General features: G+C 50.2%; 20 protein-coding genes. 13 read left to right on the plus strand and 7 right to left on the minus strand.

What is annotated here, in order from left to right:
• The first annotated feature begins 228 nt into the window (after nucleotides 1-228).
• The 4 genes from MAQ5080_RS08735 to MAQ5080_RS08750 all read left to right on the plus strand — a co-directional run bounded on the left by MAQ5080_RS08735 (nucleotide 229) and on the right by MAQ5080_RS08750 (nucleotide 5,501).
• Entirely contained in the window at nucleotides 229-2,115 is a 1,887-nt protein-coding gene (locus MAQ5080_RS08735; RefSeq protein WP_067205655.1) for a methyl-accepting chemotaxis protein, read from the plus strand.
• A 421-nt stretch (nucleotides 2,116-2,536) separates the two neighbouring features.
• Nucleotides 2,537-3,562, plus strand: coding sequence for a TRAP transporter substrate-binding protein (locus MAQ5080_RS08740; RefSeq protein ID WP_067205657.1), 1,026 nt, complete (start codon nucleotides 2,537-2,539; stop codon nucleotides 3,560-3,562).
• Nucleotides 3,563-3,630: 68 nt separating this feature from the next.
• Nucleotides 3,631-4,182 (plus strand): TRAP transporter small permease subunit, encoded by a 552-nt coding sequence (locus MAQ5080_RS08745; protein WP_067205659.1) that lies wholly within the window; start codon nucleotides 3,631-3,633, stop codon nucleotides 4,180-4,182.
• Complete coding sequence (locus tag MAQ5080_RS08750; protein ID WP_197464548.1) at nucleotides 4,182-5,501, plus strand: TRAP transporter large permease; 1,320 nt, start codon at nucleotides 4,182-4,184, stop codon at nucleotides 5,499-5,501. The genes MAQ5080_RS08745 and MAQ5080_RS08750 overlap by 1 nt, the downstream gene beginning before the upstream one ends.
• Nucleotides 5,502-5,598: 97 nt before the next feature.
• Here MAQ5080_RS08750 and cysQ read toward each other — a convergent pair whose 3' ends face one another.
• Nucleotides 5,599-6,456, minus strand: coding sequence for a 3'(2'),5'-bisphosphate nucleotidase CysQ (gene cysQ / locus MAQ5080_RS08755; protein WP_067205665.1), 858 nt, complete (start codon nucleotides 6,454-6,456; stop codon nucleotides 5,599-5,601).
• A gap of 43 nt (nucleotides 6,457-6,499) precedes the next feature.
• Between cysQ and MAQ5080_RS08760 the strand changes: the two genes are divergently transcribed.
• Nucleotides 6,500-6,916, plus strand: coding sequence for an RNA-binding S4 domain-containing protein (locus MAQ5080_RS08760; RefSeq protein WP_067205670.1), 417 nt, complete (start codon nucleotides 6,500-6,502; stop codon nucleotides 6,914-6,916).
• Between the two features lie 22 nt (nucleotides 6,917-6,938).
• On the opposite strand, the gene dprA is transcribed toward MAQ5080_RS08760, so the two are convergent.
• Entirely contained in the window at nucleotides 6,939-8,141 is a 1,203-nt protein-coding gene (dprA, locus tag MAQ5080_RS08765) for a DNA-processing protein DprA (RefSeq protein ID WP_067205672.1), read from the minus strand.
• A 217-nt stretch (nucleotides 8,142-8,358) separates the two neighbouring features.
• Here dprA and def point away from each other — a divergent pair, with 217 nt between their 5' ends.
• The 6 genes from def (at nucleotide 8,359) to ybaK (ending at nucleotide 14,866) form a co-directional block, all read left to right on the plus strand.
• Nucleotides 8,359-8,865 (plus strand): peptide deformylase, encoded by a 507-nt coding sequence (def, locus tag MAQ5080_RS08770; RefSeq protein ID WP_067205676.1) that lies wholly within the window; start codon nucleotides 8,359-8,361, stop codon nucleotides 8,863-8,865.
• 116 nt (nucleotides 8,866-8,981) lie between these two features.
• Nucleotides 8,982-9,968, plus strand: coding sequence for a methionyl-tRNA formyltransferase (gene fmt / locus MAQ5080_RS08775; RefSeq protein ID WP_067205678.1), 987 nt, complete (start codon nucleotides 8,982-8,984; stop codon nucleotides 9,966-9,968).
• Nucleotides 9,965-11,284 (plus strand): 16S rRNA (cytosine(967)-C(5))-methyltransferase RsmB, encoded by a 1,320-nt coding sequence (gene rsmB, locus MAQ5080_RS08780; protein ID WP_067205680.1) that lies wholly within the window; start codon nucleotides 9,965-9,967, stop codon nucleotides 11,282-11,284. Before fmt ends, rsmB begins: the two co-directional genes overlap by 4 nt.
• Nucleotides 11,285-11,486: 202 nt before the next feature.
• Complete coding sequence (gene trkA, locus MAQ5080_RS08785; protein ID WP_067205683.1) at nucleotides 11,487-12,860, plus strand: Trk system potassium transporter TrkA; 1,374 nt, start codon at nucleotides 11,487-11,489, stop codon at nucleotides 12,858-12,860.
• Nucleotides 12,861-12,931: 71 nt separating this feature from the next.
• Nucleotides 12,932-14,380, plus strand: coding sequence for a TrkH family potassium uptake protein (locus tag MAQ5080_RS08790; RefSeq protein ID WP_067205686.1), 1,449 nt, complete (start codon nucleotides 12,932-12,934; stop codon nucleotides 14,378-14,380).
• A gap of 15 nt (nucleotides 14,381-14,395) precedes the next feature.
• Nucleotides 14,396-14,866 carry a Cys-tRNA(Pro) deacylase gene (gene ybaK, locus MAQ5080_RS08795; RefSeq protein WP_067205690.1) on the plus strand — a complete coding sequence of 157 codons (471 nt, stop codon included), beginning with the start codon at nucleotides 14,396-14,398 and terminating at the stop codon, nucleotides 14,864-14,866.
• A 54-nt stretch (nucleotides 14,867-14,920) separates the two neighbouring features.
• On the opposite strand, the gene MAQ5080_RS08800 is transcribed toward ybaK, so the two are convergent.
• Complete coding sequence (locus MAQ5080_RS08800; RefSeq protein WP_067205693.1) at nucleotides 14,921-15,823, minus strand: lysophospholipid acyltransferase family protein; 903 nt, start codon at nucleotides 15,821-15,823, stop codon at nucleotides 14,921-14,923.
• Nucleotides 15,824-15,973: 150 nt separating this feature from the next.
• Here MAQ5080_RS08800 and gmhB point away from each other — a divergent pair, with 150 nt between their 5' ends.
• Entirely contained in the window at nucleotides 15,974-16,531 is a 558-nt protein-coding gene (gene gmhB, locus MAQ5080_RS08805) for a D-glycero-beta-D-manno-heptose 1,7-bisphosphate 7-phosphatase (protein ID WP_067206130.1), read from the plus strand.
• A gap of 50 nt (nucleotides 16,532-16,581) precedes the next feature.
• Here gmhB and MAQ5080_RS08810 read toward each other — a convergent pair whose 3' ends face one another.
• The gene (locus MAQ5080_RS08810) at nucleotides 16,582-16,980 is read right to left on the minus strand and encodes a winged helix-turn-helix transcriptional regulator (protein ID WP_067205696.1); all 399 of its coding nucleotides are present in this window, start codon (nucleotides 16,978-16,980) and stop codon (nucleotides 16,582-16,584) included.
• 86 nt (nucleotides 16,981-17,066) lie between these two features.
• Here MAQ5080_RS08810 and MAQ5080_RS08815 point away from each other — a divergent pair, with 86 nt between their 5' ends.
• On the plus strand, nucleotides 17,067-17,921 hold the full coding sequence (locus MAQ5080_RS08815; RefSeq protein ID WP_067205698.1) for an SDR family oxidoreductase: 855 nt from the start codon (nucleotides 17,067-17,069) through the stop codon (nucleotides 17,919-17,921).
• Nucleotides 17,922-18,125: 204 nt separating this feature from the next.
• Here the strand turns inward: MAQ5080_RS08815 and gyrB are convergent, their stop codons facing one another.
• The 3 genes from gyrB to dnaN are packed head-to-tail and all read right to left on the minus strand — an operon-like array spanning nucleotide 18,126 to nucleotide 22,798.
• Entirely contained in the window at nucleotides 18,126-20,549 is a 2,424-nt protein-coding gene (gyrB, locus tag MAQ5080_RS08820) for a DNA topoisomerase (ATP-hydrolyzing) subunit B (protein WP_067205701.1), read from the minus strand.
• The gene (gene recF / locus MAQ5080_RS08825) at nucleotides 20,542-21,645 is read right to left on the minus strand and encodes a DNA replication/repair protein RecF (RefSeq protein WP_067205705.1); all 1,104 of its coding nucleotides are present in this window, start codon (nucleotides 21,643-21,645) and stop codon (nucleotides 20,542-20,544) included. Before recF ends, gyrB begins: the two co-directional genes overlap by 8 nt.
• Before the next feature lie 55 nt (nucleotides 21,646-21,700).
• Complete coding sequence (dnaN, locus tag MAQ5080_RS08830) at nucleotides 21,701-22,798, minus strand: DNA polymerase III subunit beta (protein WP_067205708.1); 1,098 nt, start codon at nucleotides 22,796-22,798, stop codon at nucleotides 21,701-21,703.
• Nucleotides 22,799-22,816: the final 18 nt, after the last annotated feature.

The following is a 22,816-nucleotide window of genomic DNA, read 5'->3' on the forward strand; positions in this document are numbered from 1 at the left end:
CATTCAGCGCTGGGCTTCTCTAAGGTGGAGACACTGAAATGCAGCAATAGCATCACCCTCTGGTTGATGCATTTCAGTATCACTTAAGAAGACCCTTTCATGCTTCTTAACTGAGAATCTTCGTACTTTCTTCTGGCCCGAATCATATTCGGGCTTTTTTTTTAATGCTCTTTACACAAAGCTGATATAGTTTCCATCTTACATGTTGATCTCTGATTAGGAGTTGTTGTGTCGCTAAAACTTTCTGTACGCCAAAAGCTGATCGCTATATTAGTACTGGTATGTGTGGGCTTCGCAGGCTTTGGTCTGTATGCGGTGATGAACTTCCAGCAAATGCAGCAAGCCGGTTTAAAAGCCAACCGCATTGCCGATGCCTACGCGCAACTGAGCAATCTAGAAATTAATCTGCTCAAATTTGAACGCCACGCAGAAGATCCAGATGGCTATGGCATTGCTAACCTACATCAAGAACTGAACGATCTGTCACAACAAGATGCCTTGCAACAGGCCTTGGCTAACCCTTTCTTAGACAATCAAGCCAAGCAGAACATTCGTACCCTGGAGCAAGATCTGCCGAACTACCTAGACAGCCTAAATCAGTCATTAGATCTGATGCAGACCTTGGGTACCAACAACCAAACAGGGGCGTTATTAGCGCTGAATAACGAAGCCGCAGCGGCCGAAGAAAAGCTTAAGCTGCTGGCACGTTTCGCATCGACCTTCAAAGAAGTACGAACCAAAGAGAAAGACTTTTTGGCCTACACCAGCGCTGATAGCCAAGCGGCTTGGTTCGCAGCACTGGATGTACTGGTCGAGCAAGTCAATGAAATCGGCTTTGGCGATGTCTTTGGTCCGCTATTGGATCAGTACCGCGCTGCCGCCATGCCTGTTGCCGAGACGGCTTTGGCGCTGCAAAGAGTGAAAAATCAGCTAGCACAAATGCGTGAGCAAAACTCGCAACGACTGAACCAGACCACGGAATACCTGAAAGCACCGCTATTACAGCAAGCCCAACAGGAAGCCCATGAGACCGCTAGCAACGCACGTCTGAATCTGATCATTGGTGGCGTCGTACTGACACTGCTGATTGGTGCCATCATCGCGACCATGATTCATAATTTAAGCCAGAAGATTCAAACCATCTTGCAACGTCTACAAGAAGTGTCGGCGGGTAAACTACTGCGCCACAGCGAGCAAGGTTTGAACCGTAACGACGAAATGGATCAAATCCTGATCACTTCGAACGTGATGACGGACAGTTTGAGTCAGCTGGTTGGGCAACTGCGTGCCAGCAATGAAATCTTGGTCAGCACCGCGGATCGTTTAAGTGATGATGCCTTTACCATTGTGTCTAGCAGTGAGCAGATTCGTGATCGCAGTAACACCTTGGCCACGGCAACGGAAGAGATCTCTCATACCGCCGCCGATGTCGGCAATATGACGCAACAGGTTAATGATGCCACCAACCATGCCCACCAATCGGCACAGTCCGGTGCGACCGTGATTGGTGATGCCATCAATTCCATTCAAGCAGTGGCCGGCTCGATTGAACACACCCATGGCATAGTGGCCAAACTGGGTGAGCGTTCGAAAGAAATCGATTCCGTGATCGACCTAATTGTCGGCGTGGCCGAGCAAACTAACCTACTGGCCTTGAACGCTGCGATTGAAGCGGCACGTGCCGGTGAAGCGGGTCGCGGCTTTGCCGTGGTGGCCGATGAAGTGCGTACTTTGGCCGAGCAAACCGTGCAAGCCACCAGCAGCATCACCAGCAAAATTGAAGGCATTCAGCAAGAAACGCAGCAGGTGATTGCAGCCATGGCCACCAGCCTAAAACAGGTGGAAGAGGGCAAACAAAAGGGTGAAAGTGCCGTACAAACCATCCGCCAAGTAGAACACCTAACGTTGGATGCGGCGCAGCATACGCAAACCATTTCCTCTGCCATTCAAGAGGTAGTGTTGACGACTCAGACCATGGCCAAAGACATGGATGATATTGCCCAAAGTATCGAGCACAACTACAACGCGACCCACAACATCAAGTCTTCAGGGCAAGAGATCCACGACAATGTCTCCAGCCTGACACGTCAAATCGCGCAATTTGAAATTAACTAGTCATTCATTTTTTAGAATGAATCACGACAGAAAAGGGGAAGCATGGCTTCCCCTTTTTCTTGATCAAAACGCACTATAACGGTGCAACCTTTCCTCGCCTTATCGCTGAACAATTTTTAACCAAACTGTTTCCCTAGCTCAAATAGAAAATGCTTTAATAATCAAATTGCTAGATGCCCATTTGAAATCATCCAAGTGACATGATTTGGCACCAAAATTGGGCATGTCGATATTTCTCTATCGACTATACTTCTGATTTATAACGACTTTTAAAAAAGCTGAAATTGTTTGATCACGACAAAACTTTAGGTGGATTTTGTACGGTTTAATTTGTGCAAGCTTTTTGGAAGTATCCATTGCCAAGCCGCCAACGTCGGGGAGGACGTGGCTAAATTAGCAACTCTCATTCAAGAGGTTACTCATGTTAAAGACTCTACAAAAAGTAAAAAAACATTTAGTTGCGAGTTCTCTTGCTGTCGCGTTAGGCGCTGGCGCAGTGGCAACTTCGGCTCATGCAGCAGACCAAAACTGGCGTTTCGCCAACCTATACGGTCGTGGCACAGCCTTTGGTGAAATCTACGAAAACCTAGCAAAAAACATCGAGCAAAACACAGACGGCGCAGTCAGCGTACAAGTGCTTTACTCAGGTGAAGGTGTGGGTACAACAGGTATCCTAGGTGCGGTGAAATCTGGTCTAGTGACCATGGGCGCCCCCTTCCAATCCATGCACGCAGGTGAGCTACCAGCAGGTGTGGTTGAGATCGGTCTTCCAGGCGGTACAGACAACACTGATGAGCTTCACGAATTGTTCTACGACAAAGGCTGGGACAAAATCCTGACTGAAGCGTACGGTTCACAAGGTCTAGTATGGCTTGACCCATACATTCAGCCACCGGTTTACATCATCACCAAAGAGCCAATCAACTCAGTTGAAGACTTCCAAGGTTTGAAAATCCGTGCGCCAGGCGCATACGGTAAGTTCCTACGTAACCTAGGCGCTTCTCCAGTATCGCTAGCTTGGTCTGAGATCTATACTTCGCTATCTACTGGCGTTATCGACGGCTCGATCGGTTCTAACATGATCGACCACCGTGACGGTAACCACGTAGAAGTGGCGCAATACATGTACAAACTGCCGCTAGCAGGCGCACAAGTACTGCCAATCGTTGTTAACCGCAACGCTTGGAACAAGCTAACTGACGAGCAGAAAGAAGCAGTTCGCACTGCGACTAAGACGCACGCTGAAGAACAGCTAACTAAGTCTAAGCTGTGGGAAGCGGAAGCGGTTGCTGAAATGGAAGCAAAAGGCTTGAAATGGTCTCCAGAGCCATCTGCAGCGGACAAAGAAGCATGGGCTGCAGCAGGTGCTGGCCTATGGGACGAATACGCTGCCTCTGATGAGTACAGCAAACGTCTAATCGATGTACTTCGCGCTGAACAGAAGTAATCGACTCTCCCTGTAGAGGCGAGCGCCCGTGCGCTCGCCTTTTTTGTTTAATCTCGAGGTACATTTCCATGTTATTGACTGCGATGAGGCTTTATTGCCGTGCGGTCCACCGAGTGGTGGAATTCGTCGGTAAATCTGTTTCTTATGTCATGCCAGCCTTGGCGTTTGTCGTAGCTTTCGAAGTATTTTCTCGCTACTTCCTGAATAAGCCGACCATTTGGGCTTATGACCTATCTTTGTTTATGTTTGGCTACATTGCCGCGTTAGGCGGTGCCTACGCACAGCAACGCCGTGGCCATATCAACGTAGACATTCTCTACAACAAAGTATCACCACGAATTCGTAGTTTATTTAACCTATTCTCATTTGCACTAGGTATGTTTTTCCTAGTGATTGTCTGCAAAATGAGCATTGGTAAGTTTGAAGAAGCTCTTGAGTTTAACTACCGTCGTCAAAGTGAGTGGGCGCCACAAATGCACCACTTTTGGGTCATGATTTCCATTGCCAGCGCGCTGCTGATCGCACAACTTTCAAGCGATTGGTTAGACGATGCGGTTCACCTGTTTACTGGTAAGCGTCTACTGCCAGAATACCATTACGACGACGAGGATGACGCATAATGATCAGTATCGAACTCTTAACTGGCATTTTGCTGGTTTGTATTTTAGTCAGCTTCGCCCTAGGTGCTCAGATCGGTTTAGCACTTGGCGGTATCGCCATGGCGGTTGGCTACCTCACCTGGGGGGATGCACTGTTCAACGTGATCCCGACCACGCTGGAAGGCACCTACTTCAGCTTTATCCTGCTCGCGATTCCTCTGTACATCTATATGGGTCAGCTGCTGACACGCTCAGGTATCGGTGATGCCATGTTCAGCGCCAGCCAATTGGTGATTGGTAAAGTCCGTGGTTCCTTAGCAATCAGCGTGATCATCGTTTGTTCGATGATTGGTGCCATGGTCGGAATCATCGGTGCCGGCATCATGACCTCAGGCAGTATCGCACTGCGTCCTATGCTGGAGCGTGGCTACGACAAACGTCTAGCACTGGGTGTGATCATGGCCGGTGGTGGTCTAGGTATCCTGATCCCGCCAAGTATTCCAATGATCATGTTTGCATCGTCTACACAAAACTCTGTGGGTCGTATGTTTATCGGTGCCTTGGTGCCAGCCTTGATTACCATCATCCTGCTGATTACTTACGTGGTGATCTCTTGTAAGTTGAACCCGAAGAAAGCGCCGCTGGATAAAGTACCAGAAGTACCGCAAACCACTAAGCAAAAGCTTCTAACGATGCGTGACGGTGGTTTGTCATTGCTACTGATCGTGGCCGTACTGGGCAGTATCATCATGGGTATTGCAACGCCAACCGAATCCGGTGCCATTGGTGTAGTGGGTGCCATCATCCTAGCGATCTTCTTTAAACGCTTTAAACCTAAGATGGTACAAAGCGCGGGCCTGCGTGCGGCGGTACTGGTCAGTGTGGCGATGTGGATCATCTTTGGTGCCACCGTCTTCAGTAACTTCCACCTATTGATGGGTGTGCAGAACATGGTCGCGGGCTTTACTCAAGATCTTGGCTTACCACCAATGATGGTGATCGTGCTGTTCCAGATCATCATGCTGTTGCTGGGCTTTATCATTGATGAGTTCATCATCGTTTTGATGTGTGCGCCGATCTTCACACCGATTGCCGTGTCACTCGGCTTTGACCCAATCTGGTTTGGTATCTTGATGATTCTGAACATCGAAATCGCGGTACAAACACCGCCCTATGGTTTCGCACTGTTCTATCTAAAAGGTATCGCACCGCAAGGCATCACCATGCTGGACATCTACCGTTCAGTAACACCGTTCGTATTGATCAAGCTGTTGGTGTTGATCATCGTAATGTTCAACCCAGAACTGGTTACTTGGTTGCCTGACAAGCTAATGAATTAGCGAGCTTAGCTTGTTCTTTTCTCGAGTATAAAACGCAAAAGGCAGCTCAAATTGAGCTGCCTTTTTCATTTCTGGGTAAACCGATCAATGTGCTGAATTAGCTTTTCCCATTGTCGTCATCTGTTTGTTTATACCAATCCAACACCACTGGCGTGATCTCTGGCCCAGCGACAATAAAGTGGCCATTGAGTAGGGTAGAACGCTGGTTATAACGAAACGGCTTGCCGCTCGGAGCCACCAACTGACCACCGGCCGCTTCGATAATCGCTTGCTGTGCAGCGGTGTCCCACTCACTGGTCGGACCACGACGCAGGTGCAAATCGGCAATGCCTTCGGCAATACGACAACCTTTTATCGAGCTGCCTTTAGGCAGCTCGCGCACTTGTTCGTAGGTTTCTTTAAGGGTTTCTTTTAAATCGTCCGGTAGAGCAGGCCCATGGCTGCGACTGGTCATGGCGACGATGGGCTCACGCGGTTCACGTAGCGAAATCGTTTCCAATTCGTCCATATGCCATTTCAGTGCACAAGGCTCTAGTCCGCGCCAGCTTTCCGTGACCCCAAAATAACCTTCTTTCGTGGTGGGTAAGTAAACAATGCCCAGCACTGGCTTGCCATCACAGACCAGGGCAATGTTGATGCTGAATTCACCATTACGCTTGATAAACTCTTTGGTGCCATCTAATGGATCCACCACCCATAGCTGCGTCCAGTTCTTGCGCTCTTCAAACGACACCACCGCTTCTTCGGAAAGAATCGGAATCTCTGGCGTCAGCACTTGCAGACCCGCCATAATGATACGGTTGGCGGCAATGTCAGCGGCTGTCACAGGACTATCATCAGATTTATGCTCGACACCAAGGTCGGCTTTCTGATAAATCTCCATGATTGCATCCGCGGCATCGTGTATTATTTGTTGCAGTGCCTGAAAAGTAGGGTGACGACTTACATCCATCATAATGGTACTAATTCTTTTGTTTCATCAATCGTGTGTCTAACTTATGAGTAAAGCAGAAAAACAGTCAGAATCACAAGCAGTAAGATTAGATAAATGGCTCTGGGCTGCGCGTTTTTTCAAAACCCGTACACTTTGTAAGGAAGCCATCGACGGCGGCAAAGTGATGTACAACGGCGCTAAGGGTAAAGCCGCTCGCACGGTTGAAATGGGAGCCTTGATTACCATCCGTAAAGGCTGGGATGAAGTCACGGTTGAGGTGCAAGGATTAAGTGAACAGCGCCGTGGTGCGCCGGAAGCGCAAAAGCTGTACACCGAGACCCAAGACTCAATTGAGAAACGTGAACGTCGTGCAGCGGAGCATAAGTCGTTTGGCGGACGTATCATGGCTGACCATCGACCCAACAAAAAAGAGCGTCGTGATATCCAACAGCTTAAGCGCGATATATTCAGCTCTAACTAAGGTTGCCTTGGCGCAACCTTTCTCATGGGGCACATTGATAGTGCCCCTGAGCATTGACCACCATCCCAGACAGCTCTAACTCCATCAGGGTTTGCGACAAATCCGCCGCCCCCATTCCAGTCTTGCGAATCAAAGCATCAAAGTCGAACGCCTCTCGCTCACGGCTAAGAACCTCTAACAAGCCCGTGGCTGAACGTGACAAGTTTGACGCATCTACCTCCTCTGAAAGTGTCGTTCCCGCCTCAAGGGCTGGCTGACGCAGAGCTCGTGGCAGTTCCGCCATGATGTCATCAATACTCAAGACCAAGCTGGCCCCCTGACGAATGAGTTGATTGGTGCCACTGGCTTGCGGGTCACCAATGCGTCCGGGAATGGCAAATACTTCACGGTTCTCTTCCAAGGCATAACGAGCACTGATTAAGGAGCCGCTTTTTTGCGACGCTTCCACCACCAATACGCCATGGCTCATACCGCTGATAATGCGATTACGTGGTGGGAATAAGTTCGGCCGTGGCGCGGTTGTGAGTGGGTACTCGCTAATTAAGGCACCTGCGGCCGCTAAAATGCGCTCAAACAACGCCGTGTTTTGCTTCGGATAGAGGTTCAACAACCCTGTGCCCATCACCGCCACAGTTGGCTGCTGCGCCTGTAACGCGCCTTGGTGGGCAAAGGCATCGATGCCTTTGGCGCCGCCACTGCAGACACTGTAGCCCGCTTCCGCTAACTGCAGAGCAAAGCTTTCTGCGATGCGTTTGCCATAGCCGGATGCGTTGCGCGCCCCGACAACACCGATGCAGGGCTTTGCCCACGCTTGGCAATCACCTTTGACAAACAGGCAGGTGGGCGGCACAGCAATATTTTGTAGCAAGCTTGGGTAATCTGGGTCATCGCGAAAAATTACCTGCTGATCCGATGCTTCTAGCCAACGCTCCGTCAGCGTGAAGTTATCTTCCGCATCGTAGGGCAGTTTGCCTTTTTGCAGATACAGTAGGGCCGCTCGAGCGGTACGTTCGGACCAGCCCAACGCGCGCAGCACTTGGTAATCGACACTTTGTGCCGCTTTTACAGAGCACATTGAGGAGGCGAACAAGTCGCCGTCTTCTTGATCATCAGACCAAGCGGATAGGTAAGTCCATAGGCTGGCTAAACGACTGGGACCAATACCTGGCATAAAGCTGAGCGCAAGCCAGTCCCGTTGCGAAAATCCATTGTGAAGAGCGTTCATGCAGCAATCCTTTGCAAGCATTGGAAATTAGAGCAAAAAATCAAAAAATGCGGTGTGCTAGCACCGAAAAAGTGCGATGAATTTAAGCATATTGCATAAAATTTAGCCAGTCTCGTACACGCATTTGCACATTAATGGGTTACAATAAGGACATTGAAATTCGGCCGGCTGACCCAGATGTATCAGTCAGGCACAGATAAGAGAGACAGAAAAGCATATGGCTGTATTACCAATTTTAGAGTATCCAGATCCGCGTTTGCGTAAAGTGGCTGAACCGATCACTGAGTTCGGTGACGCACTGCAAACACAGATCGACGATATGATCGAAACCATGTACGAAGAACAGGGCGTTGGCCTTGCTGCGACGCAGGTAGACTTTCACTACCGTCTAGTGGTGATGGATTTCTCCGAAGAACGCAACGAGCCGATCGTGTTCATCAACCCTGAGTTTGATGTGCTGGACGAAGAGCCAAATGAATTCCAAGAAGGCTGTTTGTCAGTCCCAGGTTTTTACGAACACATCTACCGCGCAGCCAAAGTACGCGTGAAAGCATTAGACCGTCACGGTAAGCCATTTGAATTGGATACGGACGAGTTGATGGCGGTGTGTGTGCAACACGAAATCGACCACCTAGATGGCAAACTGATGGTGGATTACCTTTCACCATTGAAGCGCAACCGCATCAAAACCAAGCTGCAAAAAGCACAAAAGAAACGTGCCTAACAGCCAATAGGTTGCCTGGAAATAACAACGCCTAGCGACGTTATCTTCCACTACAAGCATTTTAAAAATCAGGCTACGGCCTGATTTTTTCGTTACTCAAGACAGATAACAACACCATGACCGATACTGCAAACGCTCCACTTCGCATTGTCTTTGCTGGCACCCCTGACTTCGCTGCCGCAAGCCTACAAGCCGTTCTTGATCACGCCGATCAAAACCACTATGAAGTCATCGCTGTGTACACCCAGCCCGATCGCCCAGCAGGCCGTGGTCAAAAGCTGGTCGCCAGCCCAGTTAAACAACTCGCGCTGGAACACGATATTCCGGTCTACCAACCGCTCAATTTTAAAGACGAAACAGACCGCCAGGCCTTAGCCGACCTGAATGCCGACATCATGATCGTCGCTGCTTACGGTTTGATTCTCCCCAAAGCCGTGTTGGACACCCCCAAGCTGGGTTGTATTAACGTGCACGCTTCCTTACTACCACGCTGGCGTGGTGCGGCGCCGATCCACCGTGCGGTCATCGCCGGCGATACTATTACCGGTATCACCATCATGCAGATGGATGTGGGTTTGGATACCGGCGACATGCTGCTTAAGAAAGAGTGCAATATCAAAGCCGATGACACCTCTGGTGTGCTACACGATCGCTTGGCCATGTTAGGTGGAGAAGCCTTAATCGAAGGTCTAGAAGCCATCAAAGCCGGCACTATCCATCCAGAGCAACAGAACGAAGAGCTGACTTGTTATGCCGAGAAACTGACCAAACAAGAAGGCGAAGTGGACTGGACCCAAGATGCCACGACCATCAGTCGTCGTATCCGTGGTCTACTGCCATGGCCTGGCGCCTACACTCATACGCCAGCTGGGGTGATGAAAATCCATGCGGCGAAACTGCTCGACACCGAAGAACAAGATTTCGAGCACGGTGAAATCACCATGGTCAGCAAAGAGGGCATCGTCGTCGCGGCCGGCAAGGGCTCGATCATGGTTACCGAACTGCAATTCCCTGGCGGCAAACGCATGTCAGTGCAAGATGCCTTAAACGGCAAGTTCAAAGACCAGCTACAGGTTGGCAAACTACTTGGGAGCCAAGCATGAGCCAACCCGCTCGCTTAGTCAGTGCCAAAATTCTTGAGCAAGTGCTGCTACAACGTGGCTCACTGTCAACGCAGATCAGCAAGCAAATTGCCGAGGTCGATTACGACGAGCAGGGGTTAGCCAAAGAGCTGTGCTTTGGCGTCAGCCGTTACTACCCGCAGCTCAATACAGTGGCCTTGAGTTTGTTAAGCAAACCGTTTGAAGACAAGGACTTCGACTTGTATGCGGCGTTGCTGATGGGGCTGTATCAAATCGAACACATGAATACGCCCGATCATGCAGCGGTGCATGAGTCAGTGGAACTGTGTCGCCAACTTGAGAAAGAGTGGGCGACTAAACTGATGAACGCGGTACTGCGTCGCTACCAACGTGAGCGCGATGACATTCTTGAGAACTTAGCAGCACAACCTTCGATGGCCAACAACCTGCCTAAATGGCTGGTGAAGCGTTTCAAAAAACATTGGGACGCTGAGTTCGATGCCATTGTAGAGGCAACCAATGCCCATCCACCCATGTGCATTCGAGTCAATGAATCCCATGTTCCACGTGAAACATACAAACAAATGCTTGCTGAGCAAGGTACTGTTTCACGTGAAACAGACTTTTCGGTATCAGGTTTGTACCTAGAATCTGCTGTATCGGTTTCTATGTTACCTAATTTTGAAGAAGGTCACGTCAGCGTACAGGATGAGTCAGCACAATTGGCGGCCAGTTTATTGGCGCCGAAAGCGGGTGAACGAGTACTCGATGCTTGCGCCGCACCAGGCGGTAAAACAGGACACTTACTGGAACTGGCACCTGAACTGGCGTTAACGGCCGTCGAGTTAGAACCTTGGCGCTTGGCCCGAATCGAATCCAACCTTGAGCGTTTGGGAGTCTCCGCTGAGTTGATTTGCGGTGATGCCAGCACCCCCGAAGCGTGGTGGGATAAGGTTGAGTTCGACAAGATCTTACTCGATGCTCCCTGTTCTGCCACTGGGGTGATTCGTCGCAATCCAGACATTAAGATCAACCGCAAGCCAGATGACATCGCTGCCTTAGTGGCGATTCAGGCGAGCATCTTGGATGCCACTTGGCAAACCCTAAAGCAGGGCGGCTACCTGTTGTATGCCACCTGTTCTTTGATGCCAGAGGAAAACGAGCAACAGATGGCCAGCTTCTTGGCACGTACAGAAAATGCTGAGGAATGCCCACTCAACACTCTGGCACCAGAATTGGCGTTAACATTCGGCAAATCGGTTAGCCACGGCGTGCAAATCTTTCCTACCCTAGATGGCCAAGACGGCTTCTACTACTGCTTGTTGCAGAAGCGCTAAGCGCGTTTTCCACTCGTCACGCACATAGCAATACGACATCACCTATGAAAAATAGGGATGTCGTATTACCTCAAAATATATGCATTATTCGCATAAACAGCATTAAATCTTTCTTCGTTCACGTTTAGAATTAGACCTATTGACCTCTAATCTTTGGAGGCGTTCTTTAACGTGGGATGAGCACAAAGCTCTAAGGCTGACCATGAAGATCATAATTATTGGCGCAGGCCAAGTGGGTGCAACGCTAGCGGAGAATCTAGCAAACGAAGACAACGACATTACCGTAATCGATACCGACCTAACACGCCTACGTGAGCTTCAGGATCGCCTCGATATTCAAACGGTGCATGGCAGTGGTTCGCACCCTGACGTGTTGGACACAGCCGGTTGTAACGACGCCGATATGTTGATCGCGGTAAGCAACCAAGATGAAACCAACATGATCGCCTGTCAGGTGGCTTACACCTTGTTTAAGACGCCCACCAAAATCGGCCGCATTCGTTCTAATGCCTATTCCAAATATCCTAAGATCTTCGCCGATACCGCCTTGCCCATGGATGTGCGCATCAGCCCTGAGAAAGAAGTCACCAAACATTTAAGCCGCTTGATTCGCTACCCAGGCGCACTGCAAGTGATGGAGTTTGCCGAAGGCAAGGTACAGCTGGTGGTCGTCAAAGCAGAAAAGGGCGGTCCATTGATTGATCGTCCGATCAGCTTCCTACGCGAACACATGCCTTCCATCCAAACCCGCATCGCGGCGATTTACCGCAATGGTCAGTCAATCACACCGGATGGTAATACCTGCATTCACGCTAACGATGAAGTGTTCTTCTTGACCGCGCAACGGGATGTGATGGATGTGATGAGTGAGCTGCGTCCTTTGGATACGCCATACCGTCGTATCATTATCGCCGGTGGCGGTAACATCGGTGAACGTCTCGCGCAAAGTCTAGAGAAAGAGTACCGCGTCAAAATCATCGAACGCGATCCAGAGCGCTGCCGCTACCTATCAGAAACCCTAGATAACACCATTGTGTTAAACGGTGACGCCTCAAAGCAGGAGCTGTTGCTGGAAGAAAACATCGAATCAACGGATGTATTCTGCGCCATCACCAACAACGATGAAGCCAACATCATGTCATCGATGCTGGCCAAAGTATTGGGCGTGCGCACGGTTATGACCATCATTAATAACCCGGCCTACGTCGACATCGTACAAGAGGGCATGATCGATATCGCCGTGTCACCACAACACACCACCATCAGTTCTTTGTTGACCTACATTCGTCGTGGTGACGTGGTCAACGTGCACACCATGCGTAAAGGCGCAGCCGAAGCGTTAGAAGCCGTCGCGCACGGGGACTACCGTTCGTCCAAAGTAGTGGGGCGCGCCATCGCCAACATTAACTTGCCCGAAGGTGCCACCATTGGTGCCATTGTGCGCGGTGATGAAGTGATTCTGGCCACCAGTGATGTGGTGGTTCAGGCCGAAGATCACGTGATTATTTTCGTCTCCAATAAGAAGCAAATTCCTGCCGTTGAACAATTGTTCCAAGTGGGTCTGAGCTTCTTCTAGGAGCACACAAACTTTCTTTTATTTAACGTCCCATGCCTCGCGCTGGGACATGTTTTTTATAAGGCCAGTGCATGCATATTCAGATAATCCTACGCGTTATCGGTTTGCTCATTATGATCTTCAGCTTAACGCTGCTACCGCCGATTGTTGTTTCCTTGATTTATCAAGACGGTGCGCTGCAAGCGTTCCTTTATGCCTTACTGATCAACTTGGTCAGTGGCTTGCTAATCTGGTTTCCGTTTCGCAAACACCGCGGGGATCTAAAAATTCGGGACGGCTTTTTGGTTACCGTGTTGTTCTGGTCGACCCTGGGACTGTTCGGTTCGGTGCCGTTCTTTTTAGCCTCTGAGCCACACTTGAGTTTCACGGACTCATTATTTGAGTCCTTATCGGGGCTGACCACGACTGGGGCCACCATCCTCACCGCCATCGACGACTTACCCGAATCAATTTTGTTCTATCGCCAATGGCTACAATGGTTGGGCGGTATGGGTATCATCGTGCTGGCAGTGGCCATCATGCCGATGCTAGGCGTCGGGGGGATGCAGCTGTACCGTGCCGAAACCCCTGGACCGGTGAAAGATTCCAAGCTGACACCCCGTATCGCCGAGACCGCCAAAGCCTTATGGTATATCTATGCCACGCTGACGGTCGTCTGTACCCTCGGCTACTGGGCGGCAGGCATGAGTTTCTTTGATGCGCTGTGTCACAGTTTCTCAACCGTGGCCATCGGCGGCTTCTCAACCCATGATGCCAGCATTGGTTACTTTAACAGTGTCACCATCGAAGCCATTTGTACGGTGTTTATGGTGATCTCGGCGCTGAACTTCGGTCTGCATTTCTATGCTTGGCGCACCCGCAGTGTCTGGCATTACTTTAGAGATCCGGAAGCACGTTTCTTTTTCTTCTTACTGACCTGCGCCATCTGTCTGTCGACCCTAGTGCTGATCCTGACCTCAACCTTTGATTGGCAAACGTCCGTGCGTTACGCCGTATTTGAAAGCGTGTCGATCGCGACGACCGCAGGGTTTGGTACCTCAGACTTCTCGGTCTGGCCACACTTCCTGCCGTTCTTATTGATCGTGACGTCCTTTGCCGGTGGCTGTGCCAGCTCCACTGGTGGTGGTATGAAGGTGATTCGTATCCTATTGATCCTGAAACAGGGCTTTCGTGAAATTCAACGTCTGGTGCATCCAAACGCTGTCATTCCCGTTAAAGTCGGGGGGAAAGCCATTCAGGAGCGCGTGGTCTCAGCAGTGTGGGGCTTCTTCTCGGCCTACTTATTGGTATACATCATTCTCATGATTGGTTTGATGTCGACCGGCATCGACCAAGTGACCGCTTGGTCGGCGGTCGCAGCGACGCTTAACAACTTAGGTCCAGGCCTTGGCGAAGTGGCAGCGAACTTTGCTTCGATTAACGATACATCCAAATGGATGCTGTGTTTTGCCATGCTATTAGGCCGTTTAGAAGTGTTCACCTTGCTGGTATTATTCACGCCCATGTTCTGGCACAAGTAAGCAAGGAATCATGACATGACACCGGCCACGCAAACCCTAAAAAAACGTAAGATCGCTTTTACTCAACACGAGTACGAGCACGATTCTAACTGCCAGAACTTTGGTCAAGAAGCGGCGGACAAGCTTGGCTTGGCGCCAGAAGAAGTGTTTAAAACCTTGCTGGTCACAGACGACAAGGACGTGTTCGTTGCCATTGTGCCGGTCACTGGTAAGTTGAATTTGAAACGTACCGCTGCCGCGCTGAAAGTGAAAAAGCTACGTATGACTGAGCCTAAAGACGCCGAGCGTTTGACCGGTTATATCGTGGGTGGCATCAGCCCTGTGGGACAGAAGAAAGCCTTAGTGACCGTGATTGATAGCAGTGCTGAGGCACTGGCTAAAATGTATGTCAGCGGTGGCAAGCGCGGTTTTGATATTGGCCTCGCCCCCAAGGATTTGGCCACCGTCTGTCGGCAAACGGTGTTTTCAGACATTGCTGAGCAATAACGAAAAGGGGCGCCATCATGCGCCCCTTTTTTATCCTCGTCGCCTCAGCCCCACTTAACTTGGGTTGGCTTCTTTGTAAGGGTTTAGCACGCCTTCTGGTTGCAGTTTAAAGCGCTTATATTCCCATTGGTATTGGCTCGGTGCCCGTTGTACCAATTGCTCAATCGATGCATTCAGCCCCGTTAAAGAGGTTTCTGGGTCTTTATCATAGAACCGTGGATCCACTTCAAACGCCGTCACTTCAAAGCCTTTCTGAGTTTGAATACAACCCACCACAAATGCCTTCGCAGCCGTCTTCAATGCCAGCTGACTGGCCAGAGTCATGGTGTAAGCTTGGTGACCAAAGAAGGGCGCAAACTCACCACTGCCTTGCTGAGGCACTTGATCAGGTAACATGCCCACCACACCGTCTGCTTTTAAGGCTTTCACAATCTGCATCACCCCTTGGCGATTGGTCGGCACTAGCTCACCACCCGCGCGATTACGCGCCTCTAAGATAAAGGCGTCTAGGCTCTCGTCCTTGTTCGGACGATACATAGCCGTCATTGGGCGAATCGCACTGACAAACACATTGACCGCTTCCCAGTTACCAATGTGAGGGGCCAATACAATCACCCCCCCTTTGCCTTCCACAGCTTGTTTTAACGCAGCAGCGCCTTCGCCCTCGTAACACAGGTCGAGGATAAACTTCACATCGCGAGTCCATAGGTGACCCATTTCAGCAAAGGTTTGCCCCATGTGCTGCAGGCGACGATTACGCAAACGAGTGCGTTGCTTTTTATCCAATCGCGGTAGGCACAGCTCAAGATTACGATCAATGGCACGACGCGTTCGGCGATCAAAGCGCAGTCCTAACAGACCCACCATACGTCCTGTTGCACGAACGAATGGCAAGGGAAGTTTGCCCATGGCTTTAATCAACTTGGTCATCGCAGAGGCGGGAACTTGATCGGACATAACACCTACTTAATCTATTTCACTCAAAGAAATTGGCGCCATATAGGGGAGCACAGCGTCACAGTGTTTCACGTGAAAACTCACCCAAGCCAACCTGAAACCATTATACTACCACTTAATGCAATTCATTTATCTGAGGTAGACAGTTTTATGGCGAATAACAAGCCCGTTATCATTCTCGACCGCGATGGCGTCATCAACCAAGATTCCGATGCGTACGTAAAATCGGTGGATGAGTGGATTCCGCTACCAGGCAGTATTAAAGCCATGGCAGCGCTGAGCAAAGCGGGCTTTCAGATATTCATCGCCACCAACCAATCCGGCATCGCCCGAGGTTACTACGATGAGGCAACCTTGCATGCCATGCACGATAAAATGATGGGGCTTTTAGACGCAGAGGGCGGTCGTGTCGAAGGCATCGAATACTGCCCACATGGTCCTGACGATGCCTGCAACTGCCGTAAGCCAAAGAGCGGTATGATCGAAGCCATCGAAGCACAACTGGGCGTCGACTTTAACCAAACGCCGGCGATCATGGTGGGCGATTCGCTACGTGACCTACAAGCAGGTAAAGCGCGCGGTTGTGCTCCAGTGCTGGTACTCACTGGTAAGGGCCGTGACACCCAGTACAAAGACATCGATTTCTACTTTGATATCTACACTGACTTAGCCGCGTTCGCCATCGCTACGATCCATAAGTATCAGTAAGCTCTCACTTACTTTGCTGTACCCCAGGTGCAGCAAAGTCTAGCTCACCTCTATGCTGAAGTCTGACGCTGATCGAGAATATCGAGCAGGTTATCCTCCAGCCAGCCAATCAAATTCATCACCCGCTGACCAAATTCAATGCCTAATGGGGTCAGTTGATACTCCACATGAGGCGGCACCACAGGGTAGACAATGCGCTTCACAAAGCCATCGCCTTCTAATTGTTGCAGTGTTTGCGCCAGCATCTTTTCACTGACACCTTTGATGGTACGGCGTAATTCACTGAAACGTTTTGCTTCACCATCCTGCAGAGCCACGAACACCAACATCCCCCAACGGCCAGTCACATGACGCAAAATCTCTCGCGATGGGCATTTATCAGAAAACACATCGCCACGATCAAAGGTGATTTCAATGTCATCATGAGTGCTTAACTCTGCTTTTTTCATACTTACCTTTTTGTACGTACTTACCAAAAGTTAGCTAATAGTCTAGTCTATTTTTTACTCACTCACCATCCTACAAGGAGAACAGTATGATTTTAGTCACCGGCGCATCCGGCCAACTAGGTCACTTGGTCGTTAACAGCTTATTAGCAAAAGGCGTGGCCGCAAACCAGATCGTCGCGGCAGTACGTAGCCCAGAAAAAGCCTCTGCGCTAACAGAGCAAGGCGTGGTCGTGCGTCAAGCCGATTACACCGATCCAGCGTCTTTGCAAGCCGCGATGGCAGACGTCACACGCGTGGTGTTGGTGTCTTCCAGTGAAGTGGGCCAACGTGCCGCGCAGCACCAGAATGTGATTAACGCCGCCAAGGAAGCGGGGGTAGAGTTGCTGGCTTACACCAGCATTCTGCATGCAGACACTTCACCGCTAGCACTTGCTGAAGAACACCGTGCGACCGAAGCAGCCCTTAAAGCTTCTGGTGTGCCTCATGTACTACTGCGCAATGGCTGGTACTCAGAGAACTACACCATGAGTGCCGCCATGGCAGTCGAGCATGGTGCGGTACTAGGTAGCGCAGGCGAAGGTAAATACTCAACCGCTGCTCGTGCGGACTACGCCGAAGCCGCTGCCGTGGCAGTCACGTCTGAAGATCAAGCAGGCAAGGTCTACGAACTAGCGGGCGATGACGCCTTCACCCTAGCGCAGTACGCCGCTTACCTTGCTGAGATCAGCGGCAAAAACGTAGTCTACCAAGACCTGCCAGAAGCGGAATACGCCAAAGTCTTGGTGGAAGTGGGTCTGCCAGAAGGGTTCGCCAGCATCCTAGCCGACTCCGATGTCGGTGCATCAAAAGGCGGCTTGTTTGATGACAGCCACACGCTGTCTAAGCTGATTGGCCGTCCCACTACGCCAATTCAAGACAGCATTAAACAGGCTCTTTCATAAGCAGCGAGTGAACGCCATTTTGTAACAGAAAGTAGCTTGAATAGCACAATGTGCAAACTTAACGTAAGCGCTTACCAACACCGTAGCCTACACCTGTTAAGATCTTGCGTGGCCGAGATTGAGAAAAGCACGAGAATGAAAGCCATAAAAAAAGCCAGTGTCGAAGACACTGGCTTTTTCGTAGTACAGCTCGGAACTGGGCGCTTACACGTCCAAGTTCGCGACCGAGAGGGCGTTGTCTTGGATGAAGTTACGGCGTGGTTCGACTTCATCACCCATCAATGTGGTAAACATCTGATCCGCTGCCACCGCATCATCGATGGTCACGCGCAACATACGACGCGCATCTGGGTCCATCGTGGTTTCCCAAAGTTGCTCAGGGTTCATCTCACCTAGACCCTTGTAGCGCTGGATGGTTAAGCCGCGCGATGCTTCCTTCATCAACCAAGCCTTCATGCCTTCGATGGTGGTCACTGGTTCACGACGCTCACCACGTTGGATGAACGAACCTTCTTCGAACAATTCATCGATGGTTTGAGACATAGCAACGATGCGTTTGTAGTCCGCAGAGGTGAAGAACGCGGCTTCAAAACGGTAACGGGTGCTGACACCGTGGGACATGATGTCGACCACAGGTAGGTATTGGTTACGCTCAGCGTCTTTTTCCACGCCGAAGTCGAAACGGAAACCCGTACGCACATCCAGTGGCATCTGCTGTGCCAAAGAATCTACCCAAGATTGTACCGTCGACTCATCGTCTAACTGCTCAACTGTGAGTTCTTTGCAGTACAGAAGCTTGTTCATCACATCTTTCGGGTACACTCGCGACATACGATCGATGTCTTCTTCGATACGGATGTAATCACGGATCAGCTTAGACAAGCCTTCACCTTGGATGCCAGGTACTTCTTCGTTAACAAAGAATTGCGCGCCATCTAGGGCCACTTCGATCAAGTGTTGCTCTAGTGCAGGCTCATCTTTGATGTATTGCTCTTGCTTACCGCGTTTGATCTTAAACAGCGGTGGCTGAGCGATAAAGATGTGGCCACGTTCGATGATTTCCGGCATTTGACGGAAGAAGAAGGTCAGCAATAGGGTACGGATGTGCGAACCGTCGACGTCGGCATCGGTCATGATAACGATGCTGTGGTAACGCAGTTTGTCGGCGTTAAATTCGTCACGGCCGATACCACAACCAAGCGCAGTGATCAGTGTGCCAACCTCTGCCGAAGACAGCATCTTGTCGAAACGCGCCTTTTCAACGTTCAGGATCTTACCTTTCAGCGGTAGGATCGCTTGCGTACGGCGGTCACGACCTTGCTTCGCCGAACCACCTGCAGAGTCACCCTCCACTAGGTAGATTTCAGAAAGCGCAGGGTCTTTCTCCTGACAGTCAGCCAATTTACCTGGCAGACCGGCGATGTCTAGGGCACCTTTACGACGCGTCATATCACGCGCTCGACGAGCCGCTTCACGGGCACGAGCCGCATCCAGCATCTTGTTAACGATGGTTTTCGCTTCGTTCGGTTTTTCCAGTAGGAATTCCGCGAAACGCTTACTCATCTCTTGTTCTACGGCCGTTTTCACTTCTGAAGACACTAGCTTGTCTTTGGTTTGCGAAGAGAATTTTGGATCAGGCACTTTCACCGATACGATCGCTGTTAGACCTTCACGGCAGTCATCACCAGTGGTCGCAACTTTTTGCTTCTTCGTTAGGCCTTCGGCTTCGATGAAGTTATTCAGCGTACGCGTCAATGCACCACGGAAGCCAGCTAAGTGGGTACCACCATCGCGTTGTGGGATGTTGTTGGTGTAACAGTAGATGTTCTCTTGGAAGCCTTCGTTCCACTGCAATGCCACTTCAACGGCGATGCCATCATCCAAATCGTCACGTTGGCAGATAAAATGGAAGATATCGTTGATTGGCTGCTTATTTGTGTTCAAGTGCTCAACGAATGACTTCAAACCACCTTCGTAGTTAAAGAATTCTTCTTTACCAGAACGCTCGTCTTTTAGATGAATCGCCACACCTGAGTTTAGGAATGACAGCTCACGTAGACGCTTCGCTAGAATATCGTAGACAAACAGGATGTTTGAGAAGGTTTCCGCAGACGGTTTAAAGTGTACTGTGGTACCTGCGCCATCTGATTCACCCACGACAGCCAATGGAGCTTGTGGCACACCGTGGGCATAGTTTTGCTCGTAGACTTTACCGTTCTTACGAATCGTCAGGGTCACGGTTTCAGAGAGGGCGTTTACTACCGAAACACCTACACCGTGTAGACCACCAGAGACTTTGTATGAGTTATCATCGAACTTACCACCAGCGTGCAGTACCGTCATGATCACTTCTGCTGCAGAGACGCCTTCTTCTGGGTGCATTTCAACAGGAATACCACGACCATTGTCCGATACGGAAATCGATTCATCTGGGTGAATGATGACTTTGATAGTGTCACAGTGACCAGCCAGCGCTTCGTCGATGGAATTATCCACCACCTCGAACACCATGTGGTGTAGGCCAGTACCATCATCCGTATCACCGATGTACATGCCAGGGCGCTTACGAACAGCGTCTAGACCCTTAAGTACCTTGATACTGGACGAATCGTAACTATTTTCACTCATTAAACTCTCCTGTGCGTTTTAGTGACAATTCGCCTTCATTCATGGAGAAATGACGAACGTCTGTCGTATCAGACCAAGTAAAATCCATACTATCTGGTCCAACGCTAGTAATAAAAATTTGGCTCGCCAATGATTCCAACAGTCGGCAAAGCTTACGGCGATGATTCGCGTCCAATTCAGCCGGTAAATCGTCTATCAAGAACACTAACTGCCGACCACGTTCAATCAGCAGTTGCCCTTGGGCGATCTTGAGCGCCGATACCACCAGCTTTTGCTGCCCACGAGATAGGGTGTCTAGCGCATCACCGGTTGGGGTTTTAACACGCAAGTCGGCCCGCTGTGGTCCTGTGTTGGTGTAGCCAACATCAATATCTCGCTGGTAACTGTGCTCAATGGCTTCACTTAATGTGCGTTGGGCATCCCAGCCTTGGAAAAAACCAAGTTGCACATGCAAGTTTGGCGCAAGCTGCTGTAACACAGCTTCAAAGTGGGGCGTTAACGCCGCCACATAGGCTTTTCGAGCGTGATTGACTTGCTCGCCTAAGCGGATCAACTCTTGATCAAACGCCGCCAATAAATTGGCCGATATTTTACCACGTCTGAGCAAGCTATTCCGCTGTTTTAATGCTTTTTGCCAGCCACGCCAGCCATTAATAAATTGCTCATCAAAGTGGAACACACCCCAATCGACAAATTGGCGACGAATCTTGGGGGAACCTTCCAATAAGCGAAAGGCGTCAGGGTTAATCAGCTGCACCGGTAAGCATTCCGCTAGTTCCACCGCCGACTGTGCCGCACGACCTTGGATGCGCACCTCAACTGCGCCATCGCGGCTGCGTTTGATCCCCACCGGTAAATGCTGAGCGCCTTGCTCTACTTGCGCAAACACCACGCATTCCGGTTGTTCGTATTGGATATAGGTCTTGTGTTTATGGCTGCGAAAAGAACGGCCAAATGACAGCAAATAGATGGCTTCCAACACCGAGGTTTTGCCACTGCCATTTTCGCCAACAATGATGTTGACCTGAGGCGAGGGTTCAAAACGGACATGGGTGAGGTTGCGCAGACGGGAAATGTCGAGGCGAGCCAGTGGCATAATGAGGCTTATGTTAGGAAAACAAGAGGGTGCGGATGCACCCTCTTAAATTCGATTACAGACGCATTGGCATCACAACGTACTGGGACGCGTGACCTTGGCCTTCTTCGATCAAGGCGCTACTGTTGGAATCGTTCAAAGAAATGCGTACTTCTTGTGAATCGATTACACCAAGCACATCTAGCAAGTAGCCGACGTTGAAACCTACTTCTAGGCTATCACCTTGGTATTGCACCAATACCGATTCTTCGGCTTCTTCTTGCTCTGGGTTGTTGGCAAATACTTGCAACATGCCATTCGATAGGTTCAGACGCACACCACGGTATTTCTCGTTCGATAGGATCGACGCACGAAGGAAAACCTGGCGCAGTTCCAAACGATCTGCTGCAACCACTTTTTCATTATTGCGCGGGATTACGCGGTGATAATCAGGGAACTTGCCATCAACTAGCTTAGAAGTGAAGGTGTAGTCTGCCACTTTGGCACGGATGTGGTTCGAGCCAATGGTTAGTTCTACTTCGTCTTCTGAGTCGTTTAATAGACGGTTCAGTTCCAATACGCCCTTACGTGGTACGATCACTTGCGTTAGGTCGCCTTTCACCTGTGCATCTTCGATCGCTGTTGCCAGACGGTGACCGTCGGTTGCGACAACACGTAGTTGACCATCGGCTACTTCAAATAGCATACCGTTTAGGTAGTAACGCACGTCTTGGTTGGCCATGGCAAAACCAGTACGGTCAATCAGCCTACGCACACTGCCTTGAGCAATGTTCACCACCAAGTCGCCTTGCATATCTTGGATATTCGGAAACTCTTCCGCTGGCAAAGTCGATAGCGTAAAGCGTGAGCGGCCAGAGCGGATCACTGCTTTTTGATCGTCTAGCGAGAACTCAATCACAGCGCTGTCAGGCAAGCTCTTACAGATGTCCATCAGCTTACGCGCTGGTACGGTAACACGGCCTTCTTGGCATTCATCTAGTGGCGCACGACCCACCAATTCCACTTCTAGGTCAGAACCCGTCAAAGTAAGAGTTTGGTCTTTTACTTCTACCAAAACATTGGCCAACACTGGCATCGTTTGTTTACGCTCAACGACACCGGCAACCAGTTGTAGTGGCTTTAGTAACGTTTCGCGGACGACTGAAAATTTCATTCTTTTCCTCGTTAATTC

Source organism: Marinomonas aquimarina, from assembly GCF_900089755.1.
Taxonomy (GTDB): Bacteria; Pseudomonadota; Gammaproteobacteria; order Pseudomonadales; family Marinomonadaceae; genus Marinomonas; species Marinomonas aquimarina.